Genomic DNA, 17,051 nt, shown 5'->3' on the forward strand with positions numbered 1-17,051 from the left:
AACCTAGGAAGGTGGTGACAACCACATGCAGGTCAGCGTCCGTGACAACAACGTTGAGCAAGCGCTCCGCGCCCTCAAGAAAAAGCTCCAGCGCGAAGGCGTGTTCCGCGAAATGAAGCTCAAGCAGCATTTCGAGAAACCCTCCGTCAAGAAAGCGCGCGAGCAAGCCGAAGCCGTTCGCCGTGCGCGCAAGCTTGCGCGCAAGAAGGCATTGCGCGAAGGCGGCGTTTAAGTCGTTCTGGAATGCTGGGCGGTGGCTGTAGGCCGCTGCCCCACGATCAACCCCCGTCCGCAAGGCCGGGGGTTTTTCCTTGCGCGGGCATCTAGACCGCGATGGCGGTGGTCTTGACCACGGTGCGCAGCGCGAAGGACGACTGCATCTGCCGCACGCCCGGCAGGCGCGACAGGAACTGGCGGTGGATGCGGGCGAAATCCTCGGTGTCTTCGGCCATGATCTTCAGCAGGTAATCCGCCGTGCCTGCCATCAGGTGACATTCGAGCAGGTCCGGCAGGCGGGCCACCTCGCGCTCGAAGGCGTCAAGCAGGTCTTCGGCCTGGCTTTGCAGGGTGATCTCGACAAACACCGTCGTCAGCCGCCCGATCTTGCGGGTGTCGAGCAGGGCGACATAGCCGGCGATATAGCCCTCTTGCTCCAGCCTTTGCGTGCGGCGGTGACAGGCCGAGGGAGACAGGTTCACCCGTTCGGAGAGGTCCGCATTGGTGATGCGGCCATCGCGTTGCAGCACGTTCAGGATGCGGCGGTCGGTTGCGTCAAGGTCCATGATGGTGGTGGTTTCTTTCGTAAATGGGCCGTTACACGAGGTATTCTACGCAAGATCACGCCCTCTGTCGCTGAAAATTCAAAGAAGTGACGGACAATCGGCGCGAGACTGGAGGGCATAAACCAATAACCAACAGGGTCGAGAACATGAAAATCGGTTGCCCAAAGGAAATCAAACCGCAGGAGTTTCGCGTCGGCATGACGCCCGATGCGGTGCGCGATGCGGTGGCACATGGCCATTCGGTGCTGGTAGAGACCGGCGCGGGGATGGGCGCAGGCTTTACCGACGCCGATTATACGGCAGCGGGCGCGCAGATTGCGCCGGATGCGGAAAGTGTCTTTGCCGACAGCGGCATGATCGTGAAGGTCAAGGAACCGCAGGCGGTGGAACGCAAGCGCCTGCGCGAGGGGCAGGTGCTGTTCACCTATCTGCACCTTGCGCCAGACCCCGAGCAGACGCGCGATCTGCTCGACTCGGGCGTCACCGCGATTGCCTATGAAACCGTGACCGACCGCGCGGGCGGCCTGCCTCTGCTGGCGCCGATGTCGGAAGTGGCGGGGCGTCTGGCCCCGCAGGTCGGCGCGTGGACGCTGCAAAAGGCCAACGGCGGGCGCGGCGTGCTGCTGGGCGGCGTGCCGGGGGTGCTGCCTGCCAAGGTCGTCGTCATCGGCGGCGGCGTGGTGGGCACCCATGCGGCGCGGGTGGCCGCAGGCATGGGCGCGGATGTGGTGGTGCTGGACCGCTCGCTCAACCGCTTGCGCTATCTGGATGATGTATTCGCGGGCGTGTTCCGCAACGCCTATGCCAGCGGGGCCGCCACGGCGGCAGCGGTGGCCGAGGCCGATCTGGTGATCGGGGCGGTGCTGATTCCCGGTGCGGCGGCCCCAAAGCTGGTCAGCCGGGCGCAACTGGCCACGATGAAGCCGGGTGCGGCGATCGTGGATGTTGCGATCGATCAGGGCGGCTGCTTTGAGACCAGCCGCGCCACCACGCATCAGGACCCGATCTACGAGGTGGATGGCATCATGCATTACTGCGTGGCCAACATGCCGGGGGCGGTCGCCCGCACCTCGACGCTGGCCTTGGGCAATGCCACCCTGCCCTTCCTGCTGGCGCTGGCCGACAAGGGCTGGAAAGCCGCCTGCGCCGATGACCCGCACCTCAAGGCGGGGCTGAACACCCATGCCGGAAAGCTGACCTATGCCGCGGTGGGCGAGGCTCTGGGGCTGGACTGGATCAGCGCGGACGCGGCACTGGCCCTGTGAACGCGAAAGGCCCCCGCGCAGGCGGGGGCCTTTGTCCTTGGCGGCGGCGCGCGGCGTTCAGCGCGCCTGCAGCGCGTCACGGATTTCCTTGAGCAGGTCAAGCTCGGTCGGGCCAGCCGGAACGGCGGCAGCCTCTTCGGCCTTTTGCTTGCGCACGACCTGATCTTTCAGGCGGTTCACCGCCTTGACCAGCAGGAACACGACCCATGCGATGATCATGAAATTGATCACGGCGGTGATGAAGGCCCCATAGGCAAACACCGGCACACCGGCTTCACGCGCGGCAGCCAGCGACACCGGATTGGTGCCGGAGAGGTCGATGTAGAGGTTCGAGAAATCGACGCCACCGGTGATAAGACCGATGATCGGGTTGATCAGGTCTGACACCAGCGAGTTGACGATGGCGGTGAAGGCCGCCCCGATGATGATGCCGACGGCAAGATCGACCACATTGCCTTTGGCGATAAACGCCTTGAATTCATTAATCATGTCCCACACTTCCCTCTGAAGGCCCATTTTTGACGGTTTGCCCGTTGCTTGCCCGTTGTCCGCGCCGCAGGGCGCGGGGCGGTTATGCCACAGCCACGGCGCGATGCGCAGGGGGAATTTTCGCGCGGGAATGTCTTTATGAGCGCCGCGCAGCGGCTGCGCGGGCCTTTGGCACCCCTGTCAGGGCAGCGCCCGCACCATCGTGACCGCCCGCGAAAAGCCGAACACATGGCGCAGCAGGCCGAGTGTTTCGCTGCGCCAAGGGGCAAAGCCCAGGCGTTCGTAAAGCGCGCGGGCGCGGATGTTGGTGTCGATCACCTCCAGCCGGATCGCGCCATAGCCGCGCCTGCGTGCCTCGTCCATCAGGGCCGAGACGAGCGCGCTGCCGATGCCCTGCCCGCGCTGGTCGCGCGCAACGCACAGCCCGTCGATCAGGAAACGGTCATTGTCGATATCGCTTTGCAGCAGCCGCAGCAGCGCGCCGCGCCATGCCGCGCCCCAGTATCCGTAGACGCGGCGCAGGTCTTCGCTCGCGCCTCCGGCAAAGCTGCCCTGCGGGGATTTGAAGCCGGCAATGCCCAGCAGCCGGCCTTCGTCGGACAGGGCGCAGATGCAGTGATCCGCCCGCAGCACCCGCAGCAGAAAGGCATGGGCGCGCGGGGCAGGCCCCATCACGCGGCCCAGTTTGCCGCCAAAGGCCTGCCAATACAGATCGGCGGCCTGCGGCCGGAGGTGATCGGGAAGGCCAAAGCAGATCTGCACCCCGTTTGTCCCTTTTCACGCGCGCCCAAAATGCCTAAGCCTAGCGCGACGCCCGGTAAAGGCCAAAGCTATGACCCCCATCAGATCGCCCTTCCTGCGCGGCTGCGCCGCATCAGCCCCGTTTGTCATCGTGGTGGTGCCCTTCGCGCTTTTGTTCGGGGTGGTGGCGACAGAGGCGGGGTTGAACCTGTTGCAGGTGATGCTGTTCTCGCTCAGCGTCTTTGCGGGCGCCTCGCAATTCGCCGCCGTGCAACTGATGCAGGATCAGGCGCCGGTGCTGGTGGTGCTGGCCACCTCGCTGGCGGTGAACCTGCGGATGGTGATGTATTCGGTGGCGATGACGCCGCATCTGGGCGGCGCGCGGTTCGGCACGCGGGCCCTGATGGCGTATTTTCTGGTCGACCAGAGCTTTGCCGCAAGCCAGATGGAGTTCGAGCGCAGGCCCGATCAGCCCTTGGCCGACAAGGTGGCGTTCTTCTTCGGCACCGTCGCGCCCATCGCGCCGCTGTGGTTCGCGGCCTCTTTCGCCGGTGCCGTGGTGGGAGAGGCGATTCCCCCCGAATATGCGCTGGATTTCGCGGTGCCGATCACCTTTCTGGCGATCTGCGCGCCGATGCTGCGCAGTATCCCGCATGTGGTGGCGGCGGCGGTGTCGATCATCGCGGCGCTGCTGTTTGCGGGCCTGCCCTATGGCACCGGCCTTTTGCTCGCGGCGGTGCTGGCGATGGCGGCGGGGGCCGGAGCCGAGGTGGCGCTGACAGGGAAAGGGCAGGCAGGCCATGAAGATTGATCCGCTGACCTTCTGGATCGTGCTGCCGGTGCTGGCGATCGGCACCTATGTGATCCGGCTGTCCTTTCTGGGGGTCCTCGGCAACCGCCCGCTGCCCGAGGGGTTGCGCCGCGCGCTGCGCTATACGGCCGTGGCGATCCTGCCGGGGCTGGTGGCCCCGGCCGTGCTGTGGCCTGCAGCAACGGGCGGGCAGACAGACCCCGCGCGGCTGGCGGCGGCGCTGGTCACGCTGGCGGTTGGCATTGCCACCCGCAGCGTGATCGGGGCCATCCTTGCGGGCGGGGTCACGCTTTATGCGGTGCTTTGGCTCTAGTCACTGCAACGCCGGATCGCCGACCTGCACCATAAGGACGCCGTGGTTGTTGTCGGCATCGGTATCGGTGATGGTGCGGGTGGCCACGCCGGGCAGCTTGCCGAACGCTTCCATGAACTTGGCCGGATACCATGTCGAGGGTAGCGATTCAAAGCCCGGCACCTCGCGCAGGATGGCCGAGATCGACCGCGTGCATTGCGCCTTTGGCACCGCGCCATAGGCTTTCGCCCGCTGCGCCACCAGTTCGGCCACACCGGGCGAGACGATGATGGTCTGCTCGACCACATCGAATGTCTCGCGCGCATGATAGTCGATGTAGAAGTTCACCATCTTTGGTGTCATGCCGAAATGCACATCGTTCCGTTCCGGCAGGAACGGGTGATACCATGTGCCTGCCGGATCGAACATGATGCGTTCGGACCCGTTGATGAGCAGGCCCGAATGCGCGCCAGAGCCATCGCGGGTGGCCAGCACCGTGTAAAGCGTGATCGACGCGGGGCCGTCGTGCACATAGCGCGCCCGCGCCACCTCTTCGTCGGTGGCCCATTTGGGCTCTGCCCCGCAGGCGGCAAGCGTCAGCGTCGCCAGAAGGGCGAGGATCAGGCGAACCATGTGCATGCGCGGTGTCAGGCGTTCACGAGGGCGAGGAAAATCAGGATGCCGATGCTGATGCCGGCGCCCCAGCTCACCATGCGGATGAACCCTGCAAAGGTCTTTTCCTGCGCCTTGATGTCCATGCTGCCATGCTTGTGTTCGGCCATGTCGTAACGTCCTCTGATTGGTCTTTTTCCCGCTGATAAACGATTCACCGCGCCCTGTCACGGGGATGCGCGCGTGTGCGCGCGAGGGGCGGCGGGTCAGGCCGAGCCGTCGCCGGAATCGCCCCCTGTCCAGCCCGAGGGCAGGTGAAAGCCGATCCGGCGCGGCGGTTCCGCCGGACGCCGCTTTGGCACCGCGCGCAGGATTACGTTCAACTGGCTGACGTGCTGGATCAACTGGGTTTTCTGGCCATCCTCGTCGATGCCGTAGAAGGTCAGGATGTCAGGCTCGTAGAACCCGAGACCCTCGATCTGCAAGATCCCGGCTTCCGATCCGGTAAACCCGAGCGCGACCTCATGCGCGTTATCAAGCTGCGCCTCAAAGTTGCGCAGGTAAAGGATCACCCTTTCATAGGCCCATTCCGCCGCGCTCTTGGCTTGCGGGGGTGAGGGTGGCAGGGTTTCCACCTGCGCCGCCTTGGTCTTTTTCATCCGTCACACCCTTTGCCACAGCCATGCGCCATCCGGCGAAAGGTCGCGCGAAACGCGGCCCAGATGCAAGAGGTGGTTCAGATGGGCCACCGCCTCGACCAGCGCCATGCCATGCGCGGGGCCGCTGATCTCGCGCTTGAACAGCGGCAGGAAACAGTCGGCGGCGCTGCGCGGTTCGGCCAGATGGTCGTGCAAACGGTCAAGCGCCCCGATGTGGTTGTCGATCATCTGCACCAGCCGCAGCGGCAGGCCGGTGAAGGGCAGCTTGTGGCCGGGCAGCACGAGCTGGCTGTCGCGGGCAAGGGGCTGGAAGCGGCGGCAACTGTCCAGCCATTCGGCCAGCGGATCGCCCTCCGGCTCGGTCGGATAGACGCCGATATTGGCGGAAATACCGGGCAAAAGCTGATCGCCGCCAAGGATCAGGTCGCCCGCCCAGAAGGTCGCATGGTCTGGCGCATGGCCGGAGCCAAAGCGGATGGTCCAGTCGCGCCCGCCCATGCGAATCGTGCCGCCCTCGTGCAGGACGGTAAAGCCGAGCGGCATCGGCGCCACCACGTCGCAGAAATTGAAGGGGCGGCTGGCGGCGCGTTCGGCAAGTTCCGCTGCGGACAATCCGGCGCGCCGATAGAAAAGCTGCGCCTCGGGCGGGGGGACGGGCTGTTCGTCCAGCACCAGCATGCGCGCATAAAGCCACGCGGTGCGCGGCATCAGAAGTTCTGCCCCCTGCGCCTGAAACCAGCCCGCAAGGCCCACATGGTCGGGGTGGTGATGGGTGACGATGACACGGGCCACCGGACGGCCCGCCAAGGGGCCAGCCAGCAGCCGCCCCCAGATCGCACGGCTGCGCCTCGTGTCCATACCGGTGTCGATCAGCGTCCAGCCAGTCCCGTCATCCAGCGCGTAGACGTTCACATGATCGAGCGTCATCGGCAGCGGAAGGCGCATCCACAGGATGCCGGGGGCCACCTCGGTGGCGCAGCCCTCGGCGGGCGGTTCGGGAAACGGATGCCGGATGCCCGATGCGCCCGCCGCGGTCATGCCGCCAGATCTTCGGGCGAGAGCGCGTAAAGATCGCCCGCGCCTTCACGCATCTGCGCCAGCAGCCCCGTGTATTCGGGCAAGAGCCGTTTCACCGCCACCCGCGCCAGCGCACTGCGCGGGCCGGTGCCGCCATCGGCCAGCGCGGATTTCAGGTGGAAATGCCCGCCCAGAACCAGCGCAAAGGCGCGCAGATAGGGCACCGCACCGGCAAAACGGTCGGTCAGGTCTTGCGCCAGCAACGCTTCGGTCGCCTCGCGCAGCGATTCGCAGGCCTGCCAGACATCTTCGGCCAGATCGGGCAGGCTGGCGCGGGCGGTCTGCGCCCCCATCTCGATCTCGCGCAAAAGCCGGAAGGCGGCCTCGCCATTGTCCATCATCTTGCGCGCCACAAGGTCCATCGCCTGAATGCCGTTCGTGCCTTCGTAAATCGGGGTGATGCGGGCGTCACGCAGGAATTGCGCGGCGCCAGTTTCCTCGATGAAGCCCATGCCGCCGTGAACCTGCACCCCTTCCGAGGCGACGGCAACCCCGACATCGGTGCCATATGCCTTGGCAATCGGGGTCAGGAAGGCGGCGCGGGCCTTCCACCCGGCCTCGCCGGTGGCCTGCGCCATGTCGATGGCGACCGCGCAGGACAGGCCGATGGCGCGGGCGGAATAGACCTGCGCCTTCATCGTCGCCAGCATCCGGCGCACATCGGCATGGCCGATGATGGCGGGGATTTCGGGGCTGGCGGTGCGGCCCTGCACGCGCGTCATCGCGTAATCGAGCGCCTGCTGGTAGGCCGCTTCGGCGACGCCCACGCCTTGCATGCCCACACCCAGACGGGCGTTGTTCATCATGGTGAACATCGCCGCCATGCCCTTGTGCGCAGCGCCCACCAGCCAGCCCTTGGCCCCGTCAAACTGCATCACGCAGGTCGGGCTGCCGTGGATGCCCAGCTTGTGTTCAAGGCTGACGACCGAAAGGCTGTTGCGCGGGCCAGGGTTTCCATCTGCATCGGGCAGGAACTTCGGCACCAGAAACAGGCTGATGCCCGCCGTGCCGGGCGCGCCATCGGGCAGGCGGGCCAGCACCAGATGGATGGTATTGGCCTGAAAATCCGAATCCCCCCATGTGATGTAGATCTTCTGCCCGCTGATCGCATAGCTGCCATCGCCGTTCGGTTCCGCCTTGGACCGCAGCGCGCCGACGTCAGACCCGGCCTGCGGCTCTGTCAGGTTCATGGTGCCGTTCCATTCGCCCGAGATCAGCTTGGGCAGATAGGTGGCTTTCAGATCATCGCTGGCGTGATGTTCCAGCGCCTCGATCTGGCCTTGCGTCAAGAGCGGGTTCAGTTGCAGCGACAGGCAGGCCCCCGAGAACATCTCGTTCACCGCGCTGGCCAGCGTCAGCGGCAGGCCCATGCCGCCATGCGCGGCCCCTGCCCCGATGGCCACCCAGCCGCCCTCGGCAATCGCCCGATACGCCTCGGCAAACCCCGGAGAGGTGCGCACCACCCCGTTTTCCAGCCGTGCCGGCACCTTGTCACCGGCGCGGTTCACCGGGGCCAGCACCTCTGCCGCCAGACGCCCCGCCTCGGTCAGCACGGCATCCACCGTTTCCGGCGTGGCTTCGGCAAAACGGTCGGTGGCGGCGACCTGAGTAAAGCCGACAACATGGTCGAGCAGGAAACGCAGATCGGACAGGGGGGCGCGATAGGGCATCAAAACCTCGGTTCAGGGCGGGTTGCCTTGGCAAAGGCAACGGTCCGGCGTATGGGCGTAGGCCATAGGTTAGCCAAGGGGGCCGACCTCTCAAGCCATACGCTGCGTCACATGAGCCCGATCACCCAAGACCTGTCACCCACGGAAGACGGCATTGCCAGGGCGGCGGCGCTCTTGCGGGTGGGCGGACTGGTGGCGATGCCGACCGAAACCGTCTACGGGCTGGCGGGCGATGCGATGAACGGGGCGGCGGTGGCGCGCATTTTTGCCGCCAAGGCGCGGCCCGCCTTCAACCCGCTGATCGCCCATGTCACCGGGCCGGAGATGGCCGAGCGGCTGGCGGTGTTCGATGACCGCGCGCGGGCAGTGGCGGCGGCCTTCTGGCCCGGCGCGCTGACGCTGGTCTTGCCGCTGCGCGAAGGGTCGGGCCTGTCGCCCTTGGTGACCGCCGGCCTGCCGACGGTGGCTATCCGATGCCCCGCGCATCCTGTGGCGCAGGCGCTGATCGGGGCCTTTGGCGGGCCGCTGGCCGCGCCTTCGGCCAACCCCTCGGGCCGTGTCTCGCCCACGCGGGCCGAACATGTGCGCCAAGGTCTGGGCGGGCGGATCGATGCGATCCTCGATGGCGGCCCCTGCGCGGTGGGGGTGGAATCCACCATTCTGGGGCTGGAGGGCGCGCCCCTGCTTTTGCGCCCCGGCGGCGTTCCGCTGGAGGCGCTGGAGGCGATGCTGGGGCCGATCGGCAGCGGGGGCGATGCGCATAAACCCAACGCCCCCGGCCAGTTGGCCAGCCATTACGCGCCCGAGGCGGGGGTGCGGCTGAACGTCACCGCCCCTGCGGCGGGTGAGGTCTGGGTCGGTTTCGGCCCCGATTGCGTGGGTGCCGCACTGTCGCTGTCGCCGAAGGGCGATCTGATCGAGGCGGGGGCGGCGCTGTTCCAGACCCTGCGCGATGCCGATGTTCTGGCCGGAGCGGGCGGGCGCATCGCCTTTGCGCCAGTGCCGGAAACGGGGCTTGGCCGCGCGATCAATGACCGCCTGCGCCGCGCTGCAGCCCCGCGCGACTAGTCGAACACACCCATCACCCGCCCGAACAGCATGAAGGCGCGGGCGGTGCGGGTATCGGCCAGTTCGGAAATCTCGGCATCGGTCGCGTTCTTCTCGAACTGCTGGAACATGCGGTCGAAGGTGCGCAGGAAATGGTGGCCCGCGTCGCGGAACACCGGGTCTTCGCGCATCCGCCCCGCTGTCAGCGCCAGCGAGGACCGATCCCGCACCCCGCCAATCGCCGCAATGCCGCGCCCGCGCTCCCCTGCCGCAAAGCGCCGCCACAGCTCGGGGCGGGCGCGGTCGGGGCGCAGGTCGTCCATGTAGATGCCTTCCTGACTCATCAGGGTCAGCACATCCTGCGCCGCGCGGATCAGCTTGGCGACATCACGATCTTCCAGCGCCAGCCGCAGCGCGCGAAAGCCTTCGCGGTCATCGGGGTTTTCAGGGAATTGCAGCGCGCGGATGAAATCGGCCACCGAAAGGGGCGGGCGCAGCGATTCGGCAGGGGTGCCAAGCGCAAGGCCCGGCTGTTCCTCGGCAGGCGCGGGGGCGGGCGGAGCCACGAGCGCCGCCTTGCGGTCGGCCGAAGGCTGCGTCAGCCCGGCATCGCGGCGCGAGGTGAAGGTGGCCAGCGCGGTTTCGGTCTGCCGCGCGATATCATCCAGCTTTTTCTCGACCGAGGGGCGCAGGCCCGCCGTCCCGTTGCGCTGCGCGTTCACATAGGCGGTGCGCATCGCATCGACCGTCGCCTGCAACCGCGCCGCCTCTGCCCGCAACACCCGGACAGAGCGCAGCGTGGTGACGGCGGCCCAGATCAGCGCGAGCGGCAGGAACACCACCAGCAGCGTCATCACCAGACCCGGCACGCCGCTGCCTTCGGGGGCGTTCATCACATAGATCACCACCGCCACCACCCAGACCACCGCCAGCCCTGCGGCCACGGTTTCGGTCACGGTAAAGCGTGGCTCTTCCGGGCGGGCGTTCAGCGCGAAGTCGATGGGCTTGTCGTCAGGTTCGGGCATGGGTGCCTCGTTGCGCTCCGGGGATCAGACGTAACGAATGCTTACCACTTCGTAGCTGCGGTCACCGCCGGGGGTTTTCACCTCGACGCTGTCGCCTTCCTCCTTGCCGATCAGCGCGCGCGCCAAGGGCGAGCGGATGTTCAGCAGGCCGCGCTCGATATCGGCCTCTGTCTCGCCGACGATCTGGTATTTGCGTTCCTCGTCGGTGTCTTCGTCGACCAGAACCACCGTCGCGCCGAACTTGATCGAGCCGGACAGTTTGGTCGGGTCGATCACCTCGGCCAGCGAGAGGATGCCTTCCAGCTCCTTGATGCGCCCTTCGATGAAGGACTGCTTTTCGCGGGCGGAATGGTATTCGGCATTTTCCGACAGATCGCCGTGTTCGCGGGCTTCGGCGATGGCACGGATCACAGCAGGGCGTTCCACCGATTTGAGGGTTTTCAGCTCTTCATCCAGAGCATCGAAGCCGCCACGGGTCATCGGGATCTTTTCCATCGTCCATCTTCCACGAAAAGGGAGGCCACGGCCCCTGTGGGGGGCCATGGCCCGTCACTATATGAAGATCACCCAAACGGAAGGCGGCACGAATTGCAAGGGGGGATGGCGCTTTGTGTGGGCAGCTTGTCGCTCAGGCACCACCACCCGCGCTGCGGGGGCGCTACGCCGTCAAGACATAAAGTTGCGGCGACGCTGCATTGCGGCAATGTGATGTTGCGTTATGGTTGACCGTGTCCCTGCCATCGGGCAATGACGAGGCCAGCAAAATCAAGCGATCAGAACGGGCCGCGCCCGTCAGCGGAGACGAAAGATGAGCCAGATAACACGCGAAAAGATGGAATATGACGTCGTCATCGTCGGCGCGGGTCCGGCTGGCCTGTCGGCGGCGATCCGGCTCAAGCAACTGGATGCCGATCTGTCGGTCGTGGTGCTGGAAAAGGGCTCGGAAGTGGGCGCGCATATCCTGTCGGGGGCGGTGCTGGACCCGTCGGGCCTCGATGCGCTGCTGCCCGACTGGCGCAGCATGGGTGCGCCGATCAAGACGCTGGTGCAGGAAGACAATTTCTACATGCTCGGGCCTGCGGGGCAGATCCGCATCCCCAACTTCCCGATGCCGCCGCTGATGAACAACCACGGCAACTACATCGTGTCGATGGCCAATGTCTGCCGCTGGATGGCGGGCGTGGCCGAGGGGCTGGGCGTCGAGATCTTCCCCGGCATGTCGTGCAGCGAGCTGGTGTTTGACGGCGACCGCGTGGCCGGTGTGGTGGCGGGCGAATTCGGGCGCGATCCGGCAACCGGGGAACCCGGGGCGGGCTATGAGCCGGGCATGGAGCTCTTGGGCAAATACGTGTTCCTGTCCGAAGGCGTGCGCGGCAGCCTCGCCAAGCAGGTGATCGACCGCTACCAGCTGTCCAAAGGCCATTGCCCGCAGAAATACGGCCTTGGCATGAAAGAGATCTGGGAGATCGACCCCGCCAAGCACAAGCTTGGCACGGTGACGCATACGATGGGCTGGCCGCTGGGCAAGAACGCGGGCGGCGGGTCTTTCATCTATCATCTGGAAAACAATCAGGTTTATGTGGGTTTCGTGGTGCACCTGAACTACGAGAACCCGCATCTTTACCCCTATATGGAGTTCCAGCGTTTCAAGCATCATCCGATGGTGGCCGACCTGCTGGCGGGCGGCAAACGGGTGGCTTACGGCGCGCGGGCGATTTCCGAAGGCGGCTGGCAGTCGATGCCCAAGATGGTGGCCCCCGGTGTGGCCCTGCTGGGCTGCTCGGTGGGCATGGTCAACGTGCCGCGCATCAAGGGCAACCACAATGCCATGCTGTCGGGCAAGGCCGCAGCCGAGGCGGCGCATGCCGCGATCAAGGCCGGGCGTCAGGGCGACGAGCTGGCCGCCTATGAGTCCGAGGTGCGCGGCGGCGCGATTGGCCGCGATCTGAAGAAGGTGCGCAACGTCAAGCCCTTGTGGTCGAAATACGGCCTCGTCGCCAGCCTGATGGGCGGCGGTCTGGACATGTGGACCAACACGCTCGGCTTTTCGCTGTTCGGCACGCTCAAGCATGGCAAATCCGACGCCGCCGCCACCGGACTGGCCAAGGATTTCGCGCCGATCGACTATCCCAAGCCAGATGGCAAGCTGTCCTTCGACCGTCTGACCAACGTGGCCTACAGCTTTACCAACCATGACGAGGCGCAGCCTGCGCATCTGAAGCTGAAAGACCCGTCGATCCCGATCGCGGTGAACCTGCCGAAATATGCCGAACCTGCGCAGCGCTATTGCCCGGCGGGGGTCTACGAGGTGGTGGCCGAAGAGGGCAAGGACCCGCGCTTTGTCATCAACTTCCAGAACTGCGTGCACTGCAAGACCTGCGACATCAAGGACCCGTCGCAGAACATCGTCTGGACCACGCCGCAAGGTGCGGGCGGGCCGAACTATCCGAACATGTGAGGCGGCATGAACGGGCCGGGGCGCGAAGACATTCTGGTGTTTATCGAGCGCCGGACCGGGCGGCGGCTGACGACGGCAGAGCAGGCCGATGTGCTGCCGGCGCTCGATCTGGACGGCGCGGCGGCAGATGCGTTCCTCGACGCATTCGCCGCCGAATTCCGGGTGGACCTGACGGGGCTGGAGCCGCGCTTCCATTCCCGCGACGAGGCAAGGGTGCGCCGCCCCGGCTGGCCCTTTGCGCCGCCGCTGCTGTTCGGGGTGCGCCTGCCGCTTTCGGTCACCACTTTGGCACAGGCGGCGCAGACCGGACGCTGGCCGCTGGTCTATCCGGCGCTGACGGTGGCACCGTCGCGGCAATGGCTCAACGCGCCTCTCCTGCTCATCGGGCTGCCCCTGCTGGCGGCGGCTGCGGTGGCGGTGGTGCGTTTTCTCTGACATTTGCGCGATCATAGCGACAGACCGTCCCCTGCCATTGCCAGCGCTGCGGGCGGCGGCTAGCTTTGCGGTATCTTTCCTATGAAAAGTGACCAGATGACCCACCCCCTGCCGCCCCGCCTGACTGCCCTAGTGCTGGCGGGCCTGATGTCGCTCCATCCGGCCACATTGCCCGCGCAGACCGATCCGGCCCCGCAGACCGCGACCGCACCGGGCGATGCCGGGGCCTATCTTGCGGCGCGCTCGGCAGCGGCGCAAAGCAACTTCCGCGAAGGGGCCTTCTGGTTCGCGCGCGCGCTGGAGTCGACCCCCGACAATCCGGGCCTGCTCGAGGGGGCGGTGCTGTCTTTCATCGGGACCGGAGATTTCCCGAAGGCTGCGGAGGCCGCCGCGCGCCTGACCGGGCAAGGGGGGCGAAGCATCGGGGCCAGCATTGCCCTGATGGTGCGCGATGTGCAGGCCGAAAACTATGATGCCCTGCTGGCCGTGCCGGAAAGCCGCAAGATCGGCAATCTTTTGGATGATCTGGTCCTTGCATGGGCCGAGTTCGGCAAGGGTCGCATGTCGGAAACCGTGGCGGCCTTCGATGCGATTGCCGCCACCGAAGGGCTGAAGGCCTTCGGCCTCTATCACAAGGCGCTGGCGCTGGCGGCGGTGGGCGATTTCGAAGGGGCCGATGACATTCTGTCGGGCCGCGCCGAGGGGCCGCTGGTGGTGAACCGTCGCGGCGTCATCGCCCACGCGCAGATCCTGAGCCAGCTTGAAAAGTTCGACGAGGCGCTTGCCCTGCTGGACCGGGGCTTCGGCTCGGACCCTGACCCCGAGATTTCGGCACTGCGCGCAGCGCTGGAGGCCGACCCGCCCTTGGCCTTTGACGTGGTGCAAAATGCCAAGGACGGCATCGCCGAGGTGTTCTTTACCGTCGCCGTGGCGCTGAACGGCGAGGCCGAAGATGGCTACACGCTGCTCTATTCCCGCGCCGCGCTCGACCTGAAACCGAACCACGCCGAGGCGCTGCTGCTGTCTGCGGGGCTGCTGGAACAGTTGCGCCAATATGATCTCGCGGGCGAAACCTACGCGCTCTTGCCCGCCGACCACCCCAGCTTTCACGCCGCCGAGATCGGGCGCAGCGCCACGCTGATGGCGCAAGGCCAGACCGATGCCGCGCTCGAGGCGCTCAGGGCGCTGACCCAAAGCCACCCTGACCTTCTGATGGTGCGCATGGCCTATGGGGACACCCTGCGCCGCGTCGAGCGGTTCGAGGAAGCCGCCGCCGCCTATGACGCCGCAGTGGCCTTGGTGGACGTGCCGGCCGAGCGGCATTGGGGCCTGTTCTACGCCCGCGCCGTGGCCTTCGAACGGTCAAACCAATGGGACAAGGCCGAGGCCGATTTCCGCAAGGCGCTGGAACTGAACCCCGACCAGCCGCAGGTGCTGAACTATCTGGGCTACAGCTTTGTCGACCGTGGCGAAAACCTTGAAGAGGCGCTGGAGATGATCGAGCGCGCGGTCGCGGCACGGCCCGATGCGGGCTATATCATCGACAGTCTGGCATGGGCCTATTTCCGCCTTGGCCGCTATGAGGACGCGCTGCCGCAGATGGAACGCGCCAGCCTGCTGGAACCCGTCGATCCGGTGGTGACCGACCATCTGGGCGATGTGTATTGGGCCGTCGGGCGGCAGCTCGAGGCCCGCTTCCAATGGCGCCGCGCCCTGTCCTTCGACCCCGAGGAAAAGGACGCCGTGCGCATCCGCCGCAAGCTGGAAATCGGTCTGGATGCGGTTCTGGCCGAAGAAGGCGCCCCGCCCCTGACTGCGGTGCCGAATGGCAACTGAGCCTGGCGCGGACTGCACCGAATTCGCCCCTGCAAAGATCAACCTGACCCTGCATGTCACGGGGCAGCGCGCCGATGGCTATCACCTGCTCGATTCGCTGGTGGTGTTCGCCGATGTGGGCGACCAGATCACGGTGCGCGCCGCCGACAGCCTGCGGCTGGAGATCAGCGGCCCGCAGGCGGCGGCGCTGCCGCCCAGCGACGACAATCTTGTGCTGCGCGCGGCACGGCTGATGGGGGTGCCTGCGGCGATCACGCTGGAAAAGCGGCTTCCGGTGGCCTCGGGCATCGGGGGCGGCTCTGCCGATGCCGCCGCTGCGCTGCGCGCGCTGGCGCGCCTGTCGGCTCGCCCGCTGCCCACCGAGGCCGAGGTGCTGACACTGGGCGCCGATGTTCCGGTGTGCCTCAAGGGCAGACCCGTGCGCATGCAGGGCGTGGGCGAGGTGCTGACCCCGGTGCCGGACATGCCAAAGGCGTGGCTGGTGCTGGCCAATCCGGGTGTGGCGGTGGCCACACCGGCGGTGTTCCGCGGACTGTCCCGCAAGGACAATCCGCCGATGCCCGCCGCCCTGCCCGCCTTGCGCACCGCCGAGGCGCTTGCGGCATTTCTGCACGGCCAGCGCAATGACATGGAGGCCGCCGCCCTTGCGCTGGCCCCCCCCATCGGCACCACGACGGCGGCACTGGGCGCGCAGACGGGTTGCCTACTGGCGCGGATGTCAGGGTCGGGCGCGACCTGCTTCGGCCTCTTTGCCGATGCGGCATCGGCCCAGACTGCCGCGCGGGCGCTTCAATCCGCCCAGCCGGGCTGGTGGGTGGCGGCGGCGCGGCTGCTCAGCTGATCCGCTCGACCACATAATCGGCCAGATCGGCCAGCATGTCGCGCAACTCATGCGCGGGCAGCGGGTCCAGCGCGGCACGCGCCTTGCGCGCCCAGGCCAGCGCATCCTGCCGCGCCGCCTCCATCGCGCCATGCCGGTCCATCAGCGCGCGGGCATGGTCCAGATCGCCCTCGCGCTGGTCGCCCTTTTCGATCACGCGCTGCCAGAACGCATGTTCCTCGGCCGAGGCTTTCGCCACCGCCTTGATGACCGGCAGCGTCAGCTTGCGTTCGCGGAAATCGTCGCCGGTGTTCTTGCCGATCACCGCATCGGTGCCGCCATAATCGAGCAGGTCATCCACGATCTGGAAGGCAATCCCCAGCGCATCGCCATAGTCGTAAAGCGCCTGCACCTGCGCCTGCCCCGCCCCCGCGATCACGCCGCCCACCTCGGTGGCCGCCGAAAACAGCGCCGCCGTCTTGCCGCGCACGACCTTGAGGTAAACCGCCTCGTCCGTGCGCAGATCCTGTGCGGCGGTCAGTTGCAGAACCTCGCCTTCGGCAATCACCGCCGAGGCATTGGACAGGATGGCCAGCACCCGCATGTTGCCGGTTTCGGTCATCAACTGGAAGCTGCGGGCAAAGAGGTAATCGCCTACCAGCACGCTCGACTTGTTGTCCCACAGCAGGTTGGCCGTCGGCCGCCCGCGCCGCTGGCGGCTTTCGTCTACCACATCGTCATGCAGCAGCGTGGCGGTGTGGATGAATTCCACCGTCGCGGCCAGATGCACATGGAACGGGCCGCCATAGCCACACATCCGCGCCGCTGCCAGCGTCAGGATGGGCCGCAGGCGCTTGCCGCCCGCCTCGATCAGATGCGCGGTCACTTCCGGGATTCGCGGCGCATGTTCGCTGGCCATACGGGCGCGGATCAGCTGGTTCACCGCTTCCATATCGCCCGCAAGCCACTCCGTCAGCCGTTCCTGCGGCTTTTTCGGGGACGGTCCTGCTGCGATCTGATCCAAACTCATCC

The 17,051-nt window shown here is 66.5% G+C and carries 20 protein-coding genes; 9 read left to right on the forward strand and 11 right to left on the reverse strand.

Annotated features, from left to right (window positions below; translation table 11 throughout):
• Positions 1–25: 25 nt before the first annotated feature.
• Positions 26–232: a 30S ribosomal protein S21 gene (rpsU, locus tag G3572_RS07590; protein ID WP_100196301.1), complete on the forward strand. Its 207-nt coding sequence runs from the start codon at positions 26–28 to the stop codon at positions 230–232.
• A gap of 91 nt (positions 233–323) precedes the next feature.
• On the opposite strand, the gene G3572_RS07595 is transcribed toward rpsU, so the two are convergent.
• Complete coding sequence (locus G3572_RS07595) at positions 324–782, reverse strand: Lrp/AsnC family transcriptional regulator (protein ID WP_164610429.1); 459 nt, start codon at positions 780–782, stop codon at positions 324–326.
• A gap of 146 nt (positions 783–928) precedes the next feature.
• Between G3572_RS07595 and ald the strand changes: the two genes are divergently transcribed.
• The gene (ald, locus tag G3572_RS07600) at positions 929–2,047 is read left to right on the forward strand and encodes an alanine dehydrogenase (RefSeq protein WP_164610431.1); all 1,119 of its coding nucleotides are present in this window, start codon (positions 929–931) and stop codon (positions 2,045–2,047) included.
• Between the two features lie 57 nt (positions 2,048–2,104).
• Here the strand turns inward: ald and mscL are convergent, their stop codons facing one another.
• Positions 2,105–2,536 (reverse strand): large conductance mechanosensitive channel protein MscL, encoded by a 432-nt coding sequence (mscL, locus tag G3572_RS07605; protein WP_164610433.1) that lies wholly within the window; start codon positions 2,534–2,536, stop codon positions 2,105–2,107.
• Between the two features lie 180 nt (positions 2,537–2,716).
• A complete protein-coding gene (locus tag G3572_RS07610; protein ID WP_354004002.1) occupies positions 2,717–3,298 on the reverse strand; it encodes a GNAT family N-acetyltransferase in 582 nt (193 codons plus the stop codon).
• Between the two features lie 70 nt (positions 3,299–3,368).
• Between G3572_RS07610 and G3572_RS07615 the strand changes: the two genes are divergently transcribed.
• The gene (locus tag G3572_RS07615; RefSeq protein WP_164610435.1) at positions 3,369–4,088 is read left to right on the forward strand and encodes an AzlC family ABC transporter permease; all 720 of its coding nucleotides are present in this window, start codon (positions 3,369–3,371) and stop codon (positions 4,086–4,088) included.
• Positions 4,078–4,401 carry an AzlD domain-containing protein gene (locus tag G3572_RS07620; protein ID WP_164610437.1) on the forward strand — a complete coding sequence of 108 codons (324 nt, stop codon included), beginning with the start codon at positions 4,078–4,080 and terminating at the stop codon, positions 4,399–4,401. The genes G3572_RS07615 and G3572_RS07620 overlap by 11 nt, the downstream gene beginning before the upstream one ends.
• On the opposite strand, the gene G3572_RS07625 is transcribed toward G3572_RS07620, so the two are convergent.
• The 5 genes from G3572_RS07625 to G3572_RS07645 form a co-directional block, all read right to left on the reverse strand.
• Positions 4,402–5,013, reverse strand: a complete 612-nt coding sequence (locus G3572_RS07625) for a hypothetical protein (protein ID WP_164611285.1) — start codon at positions 5,011–5,013, stop codon at positions 4,402–4,404. It abuts the gene before it with no gap.
• A 14-nt stretch (positions 5,014–5,027) separates the two neighbouring features.
• Positions 5,028–5,162 (reverse strand): aa3-type cytochrome c oxidase subunit IV, encoded by a 135-nt coding sequence (locus G3572_RS07630; protein ID WP_164610439.1) that lies wholly within the window; start codon positions 5,160–5,162, stop codon positions 5,028–5,030.
• Positions 5,163–5,258: 96 nt separating this feature from the next.
• Positions 5,259–5,651 (reverse strand): DUF6173 family protein, encoded by a 393-nt coding sequence (locus G3572_RS21870; protein WP_205518640.1) that lies wholly within the window; start codon positions 5,649–5,651, stop codon positions 5,259–5,261.
• Between the two features lie 3 nt (positions 5,652–5,654).
• Entirely contained in the window at positions 5,655–6,689 is a 1,035-nt protein-coding gene (locus tag G3572_RS07640) for an MBL fold metallo-hydrolase (RefSeq protein ID WP_164610441.1), read from the reverse strand.
• Positions 6,686–8,398 carry an acyl-CoA dehydrogenase gene (locus G3572_RS07645; RefSeq protein WP_164610443.1) on the reverse strand — a complete coding sequence of 571 codons (1,713 nt, stop codon included), beginning with the start codon at positions 8,396–8,398 and terminating at the stop codon, positions 6,686–6,688. The genes G3572_RS07640 and G3572_RS07645 overlap by 4 nt, the downstream gene beginning before the upstream one ends.
• Before the next feature lie 111 nt (positions 8,399–8,509).
• Between G3572_RS07645 and G3572_RS07650 the strand changes: the two genes are divergently transcribed.
• Complete coding sequence (locus tag G3572_RS07650) at positions 8,510–9,466, forward strand: L-threonylcarbamoyladenylate synthase (protein ID WP_164610445.1); 957 nt, start codon at positions 8,510–8,512, stop codon at positions 9,464–9,466.
• Here the strand turns inward: G3572_RS07650 and G3572_RS07655 are convergent.
• On the reverse strand, positions 9,463–10,470 hold the full coding sequence (locus G3572_RS07655) for a hypothetical protein (protein WP_164610447.1): 1,008 nt from the start codon (positions 10,468–10,470) through the stop codon (positions 9,463–9,465). The two genes, G3572_RS07650 and G3572_RS07655, sit on opposite strands and share 4 nt — an antisense overlap.
• Positions 10,471–10,494: 24 nt before the next feature.
• Positions 10,495–10,965, reverse strand: a complete 471-nt coding sequence (greA, locus tag G3572_RS07660) for a transcription elongation factor GreA (protein ID WP_164610449.1) — start codon at positions 10,963–10,965, stop codon at positions 10,495–10,497.
• A 313-nt stretch (positions 10,966–11,278) separates the two neighbouring features.
• On the opposite strand from greA, the gene G3572_RS07665 reads away from it, so the two are divergent.
• The 4 genes from G3572_RS07665 (at position 11,279) to G3572_RS07680 (ending at position 16,040) form a co-directional block, all read left to right on the forward strand.
• Positions 11,279–12,928, forward strand: a complete 1,650-nt coding sequence (locus tag G3572_RS07665) for an electron transfer flavoprotein-ubiquinone oxidoreductase (protein WP_164610451.1) — start codon at positions 11,279–11,281, stop codon at positions 12,926–12,928.
• Positions 12,929–12,934: 6 nt separating this feature from the next.
• Entirely contained in the window at positions 12,935–13,363 is a 429-nt protein-coding gene (locus G3572_RS07670) for a hypothetical protein (protein ID WP_164610453.1), read from the forward strand.
• 96 nt (positions 13,364–13,459) lie between these two features.
• Positions 13,460–15,199 (forward strand): tetratricopeptide repeat protein, encoded by a 1,740-nt coding sequence (locus G3572_RS07675; RefSeq protein WP_240335465.1) that lies wholly within the window; start codon positions 13,460–13,462, stop codon positions 15,197–15,199.
• Positions 15,189–16,040 (forward strand): 4-(cytidine 5'-diphospho)-2-C-methyl-D-erythritol kinase, encoded by an 852-nt coding sequence (locus G3572_RS07680; RefSeq protein WP_164610455.1) that lies wholly within the window; start codon positions 15,189–15,191, stop codon positions 16,038–16,040. The genes G3572_RS07675 and G3572_RS07680 overlap by 11 nt, the downstream gene beginning before the upstream one ends.
• Here the strand turns inward: G3572_RS07680 and G3572_RS07685 are convergent.
• Positions 16,033–17,049: a polyprenyl synthetase family protein gene (locus G3572_RS07685; protein WP_164610457.1), complete on the reverse strand. Its 1,017-nt coding sequence runs from the start codon at positions 17,047–17,049 to the stop codon at positions 16,033–16,035. The genes G3572_RS07680 and G3572_RS07685 overlap by 8 nt on opposite strands.
• Positions 17,050–17,051: the final 2 nt, after the last annotated feature.

This window comes from Pseudotabrizicola algicola, assembly GCF_010915705.1.
Taxonomy (GTDB): Bacteria; Pseudomonadota; Alphaproteobacteria; order Rhodobacterales; family Rhodobacteraceae; genus Pseudotabrizicola; species Pseudotabrizicola algicola.

Bases quoted from the DNA above. Each gene is read 5' to 3' on its own strand.
- ald (WP_164610431.1), top strand. From the start codon at position 929: ATGAAAATCGGTTGCCCAAAGGAAATCAAACCGCAGGAGTTTCGCGTC.
- G3572_RS07680 (WP_164610455.1), top strand. From the start codon at position 15,189: ATGGCAACTGAGCCTGGCGCGGACTGCACCGAATTCGCCCCTGCAAAG.
- G3572_RS07665 (WP_164610451.1), top strand. From the start codon at position 11,279: ATGAGCCAGATAACACGCGAAAAGATGGAATATGACGTCGTCATCGTC.
- G3572_RS07625 (WP_164611285.1), bottom strand. From the start codon at position 5,013: ATGGTTCGCCTGATCCTCGCCCTTCTGGCGACGCTGACGCTTGCCGCC.
- G3572_RS07650 (WP_164610445.1), top strand. From the start codon at position 8,510: ATGAGCCCGATCACCCAAGACCTGTCACCCACGGAAGACGGCATTGCC.
- G3572_RS07595 (WP_164610429.1), bottom strand. From the start codon at position 782: ATGGACCTTGACGCAACCGACCGCCGCATCCTGAACGTGCTGCAACGC.
- G3572_RS07620 (WP_164610437.1), top strand. From the start codon at position 4,078: ATGAAGATTGATCCGCTGACCTTCTGGATCGTGCTGCCGGTGCTGGCG.
- G3572_RS07645 (WP_164610443.1), bottom strand. From the start codon at position 8,398: ATGCCCTATCGCGCCCCCCTGTCCGATCTGCGTTTCCTGCTCGACCAT.
- G3572_RS07675 (WP_240335465.1), top strand. From the start codon at position 13,460: ATGACCCACCCCCTGCCGCCCCGCCTGACTGCCCTAGTGCTGGCGGGC.
- G3572_RS21870 (WP_205518640.1), bottom strand. From the start codon at position 5,651: ATGAAAAAGACCAAGGCGGCGCAGGTGGAAACCCTGCCACCCTCACCC.
- mscL (WP_164610433.1), bottom strand. From the start codon at position 2,536: ATGATTAATGAATTCAAGGCGTTTATCGCCAAAGGCAATGTGGTCGAT.
- greA (WP_164610449.1), bottom strand. From the start codon at position 10,965: ATGGAAAAGATCCCGATGACCCGTGGCGGCTTCGATGCTCTGGATGAA.
- G3572_RS07615 (WP_164610435.1), top strand. From the start codon at position 3,369: ATGACCCCCATCAGATCGCCCTTCCTGCGCGGCTGCGCCGCATCAGCC.
- rpsU (WP_100196301.1), top strand. From the start codon at position 26: ATGCAGGTCAGCGTCCGTGACAACAACGTTGAGCAAGCGCTCCGCGCC.
- G3572_RS07640 (WP_164610441.1), bottom strand. From the start codon at position 6,689: ATGACCGCGGCGGGCGCATCGGGCATCCGGCATCCGTTTCCCGAACCG.
- G3572_RS07670 (WP_164610453.1), top strand. From the start codon at position 12,935: ATGAACGGGCCGGGGCGCGAAGACATTCTGGTGTTTATCGAGCGCCGG.
- G3572_RS07655 (WP_164610447.1), bottom strand. From the start codon at position 10,470: ATGCCCGAACCTGACGACAAGCCCATCGACTTCGCGCTGAACGCCCGC.
- G3572_RS07630 (WP_164610439.1), bottom strand. From the start codon at position 5,162: ATGGCCGAACACAAGCATGGCAGCATGGACATCAAGGCGCAGGAAAAG.
- G3572_RS07685 (WP_164610457.1), bottom strand. From the start codon at position 17,049: ATGAGTTTGGATCAGATCGCAGCAGGACCGTCCCCGAAAAAGCCGCAG.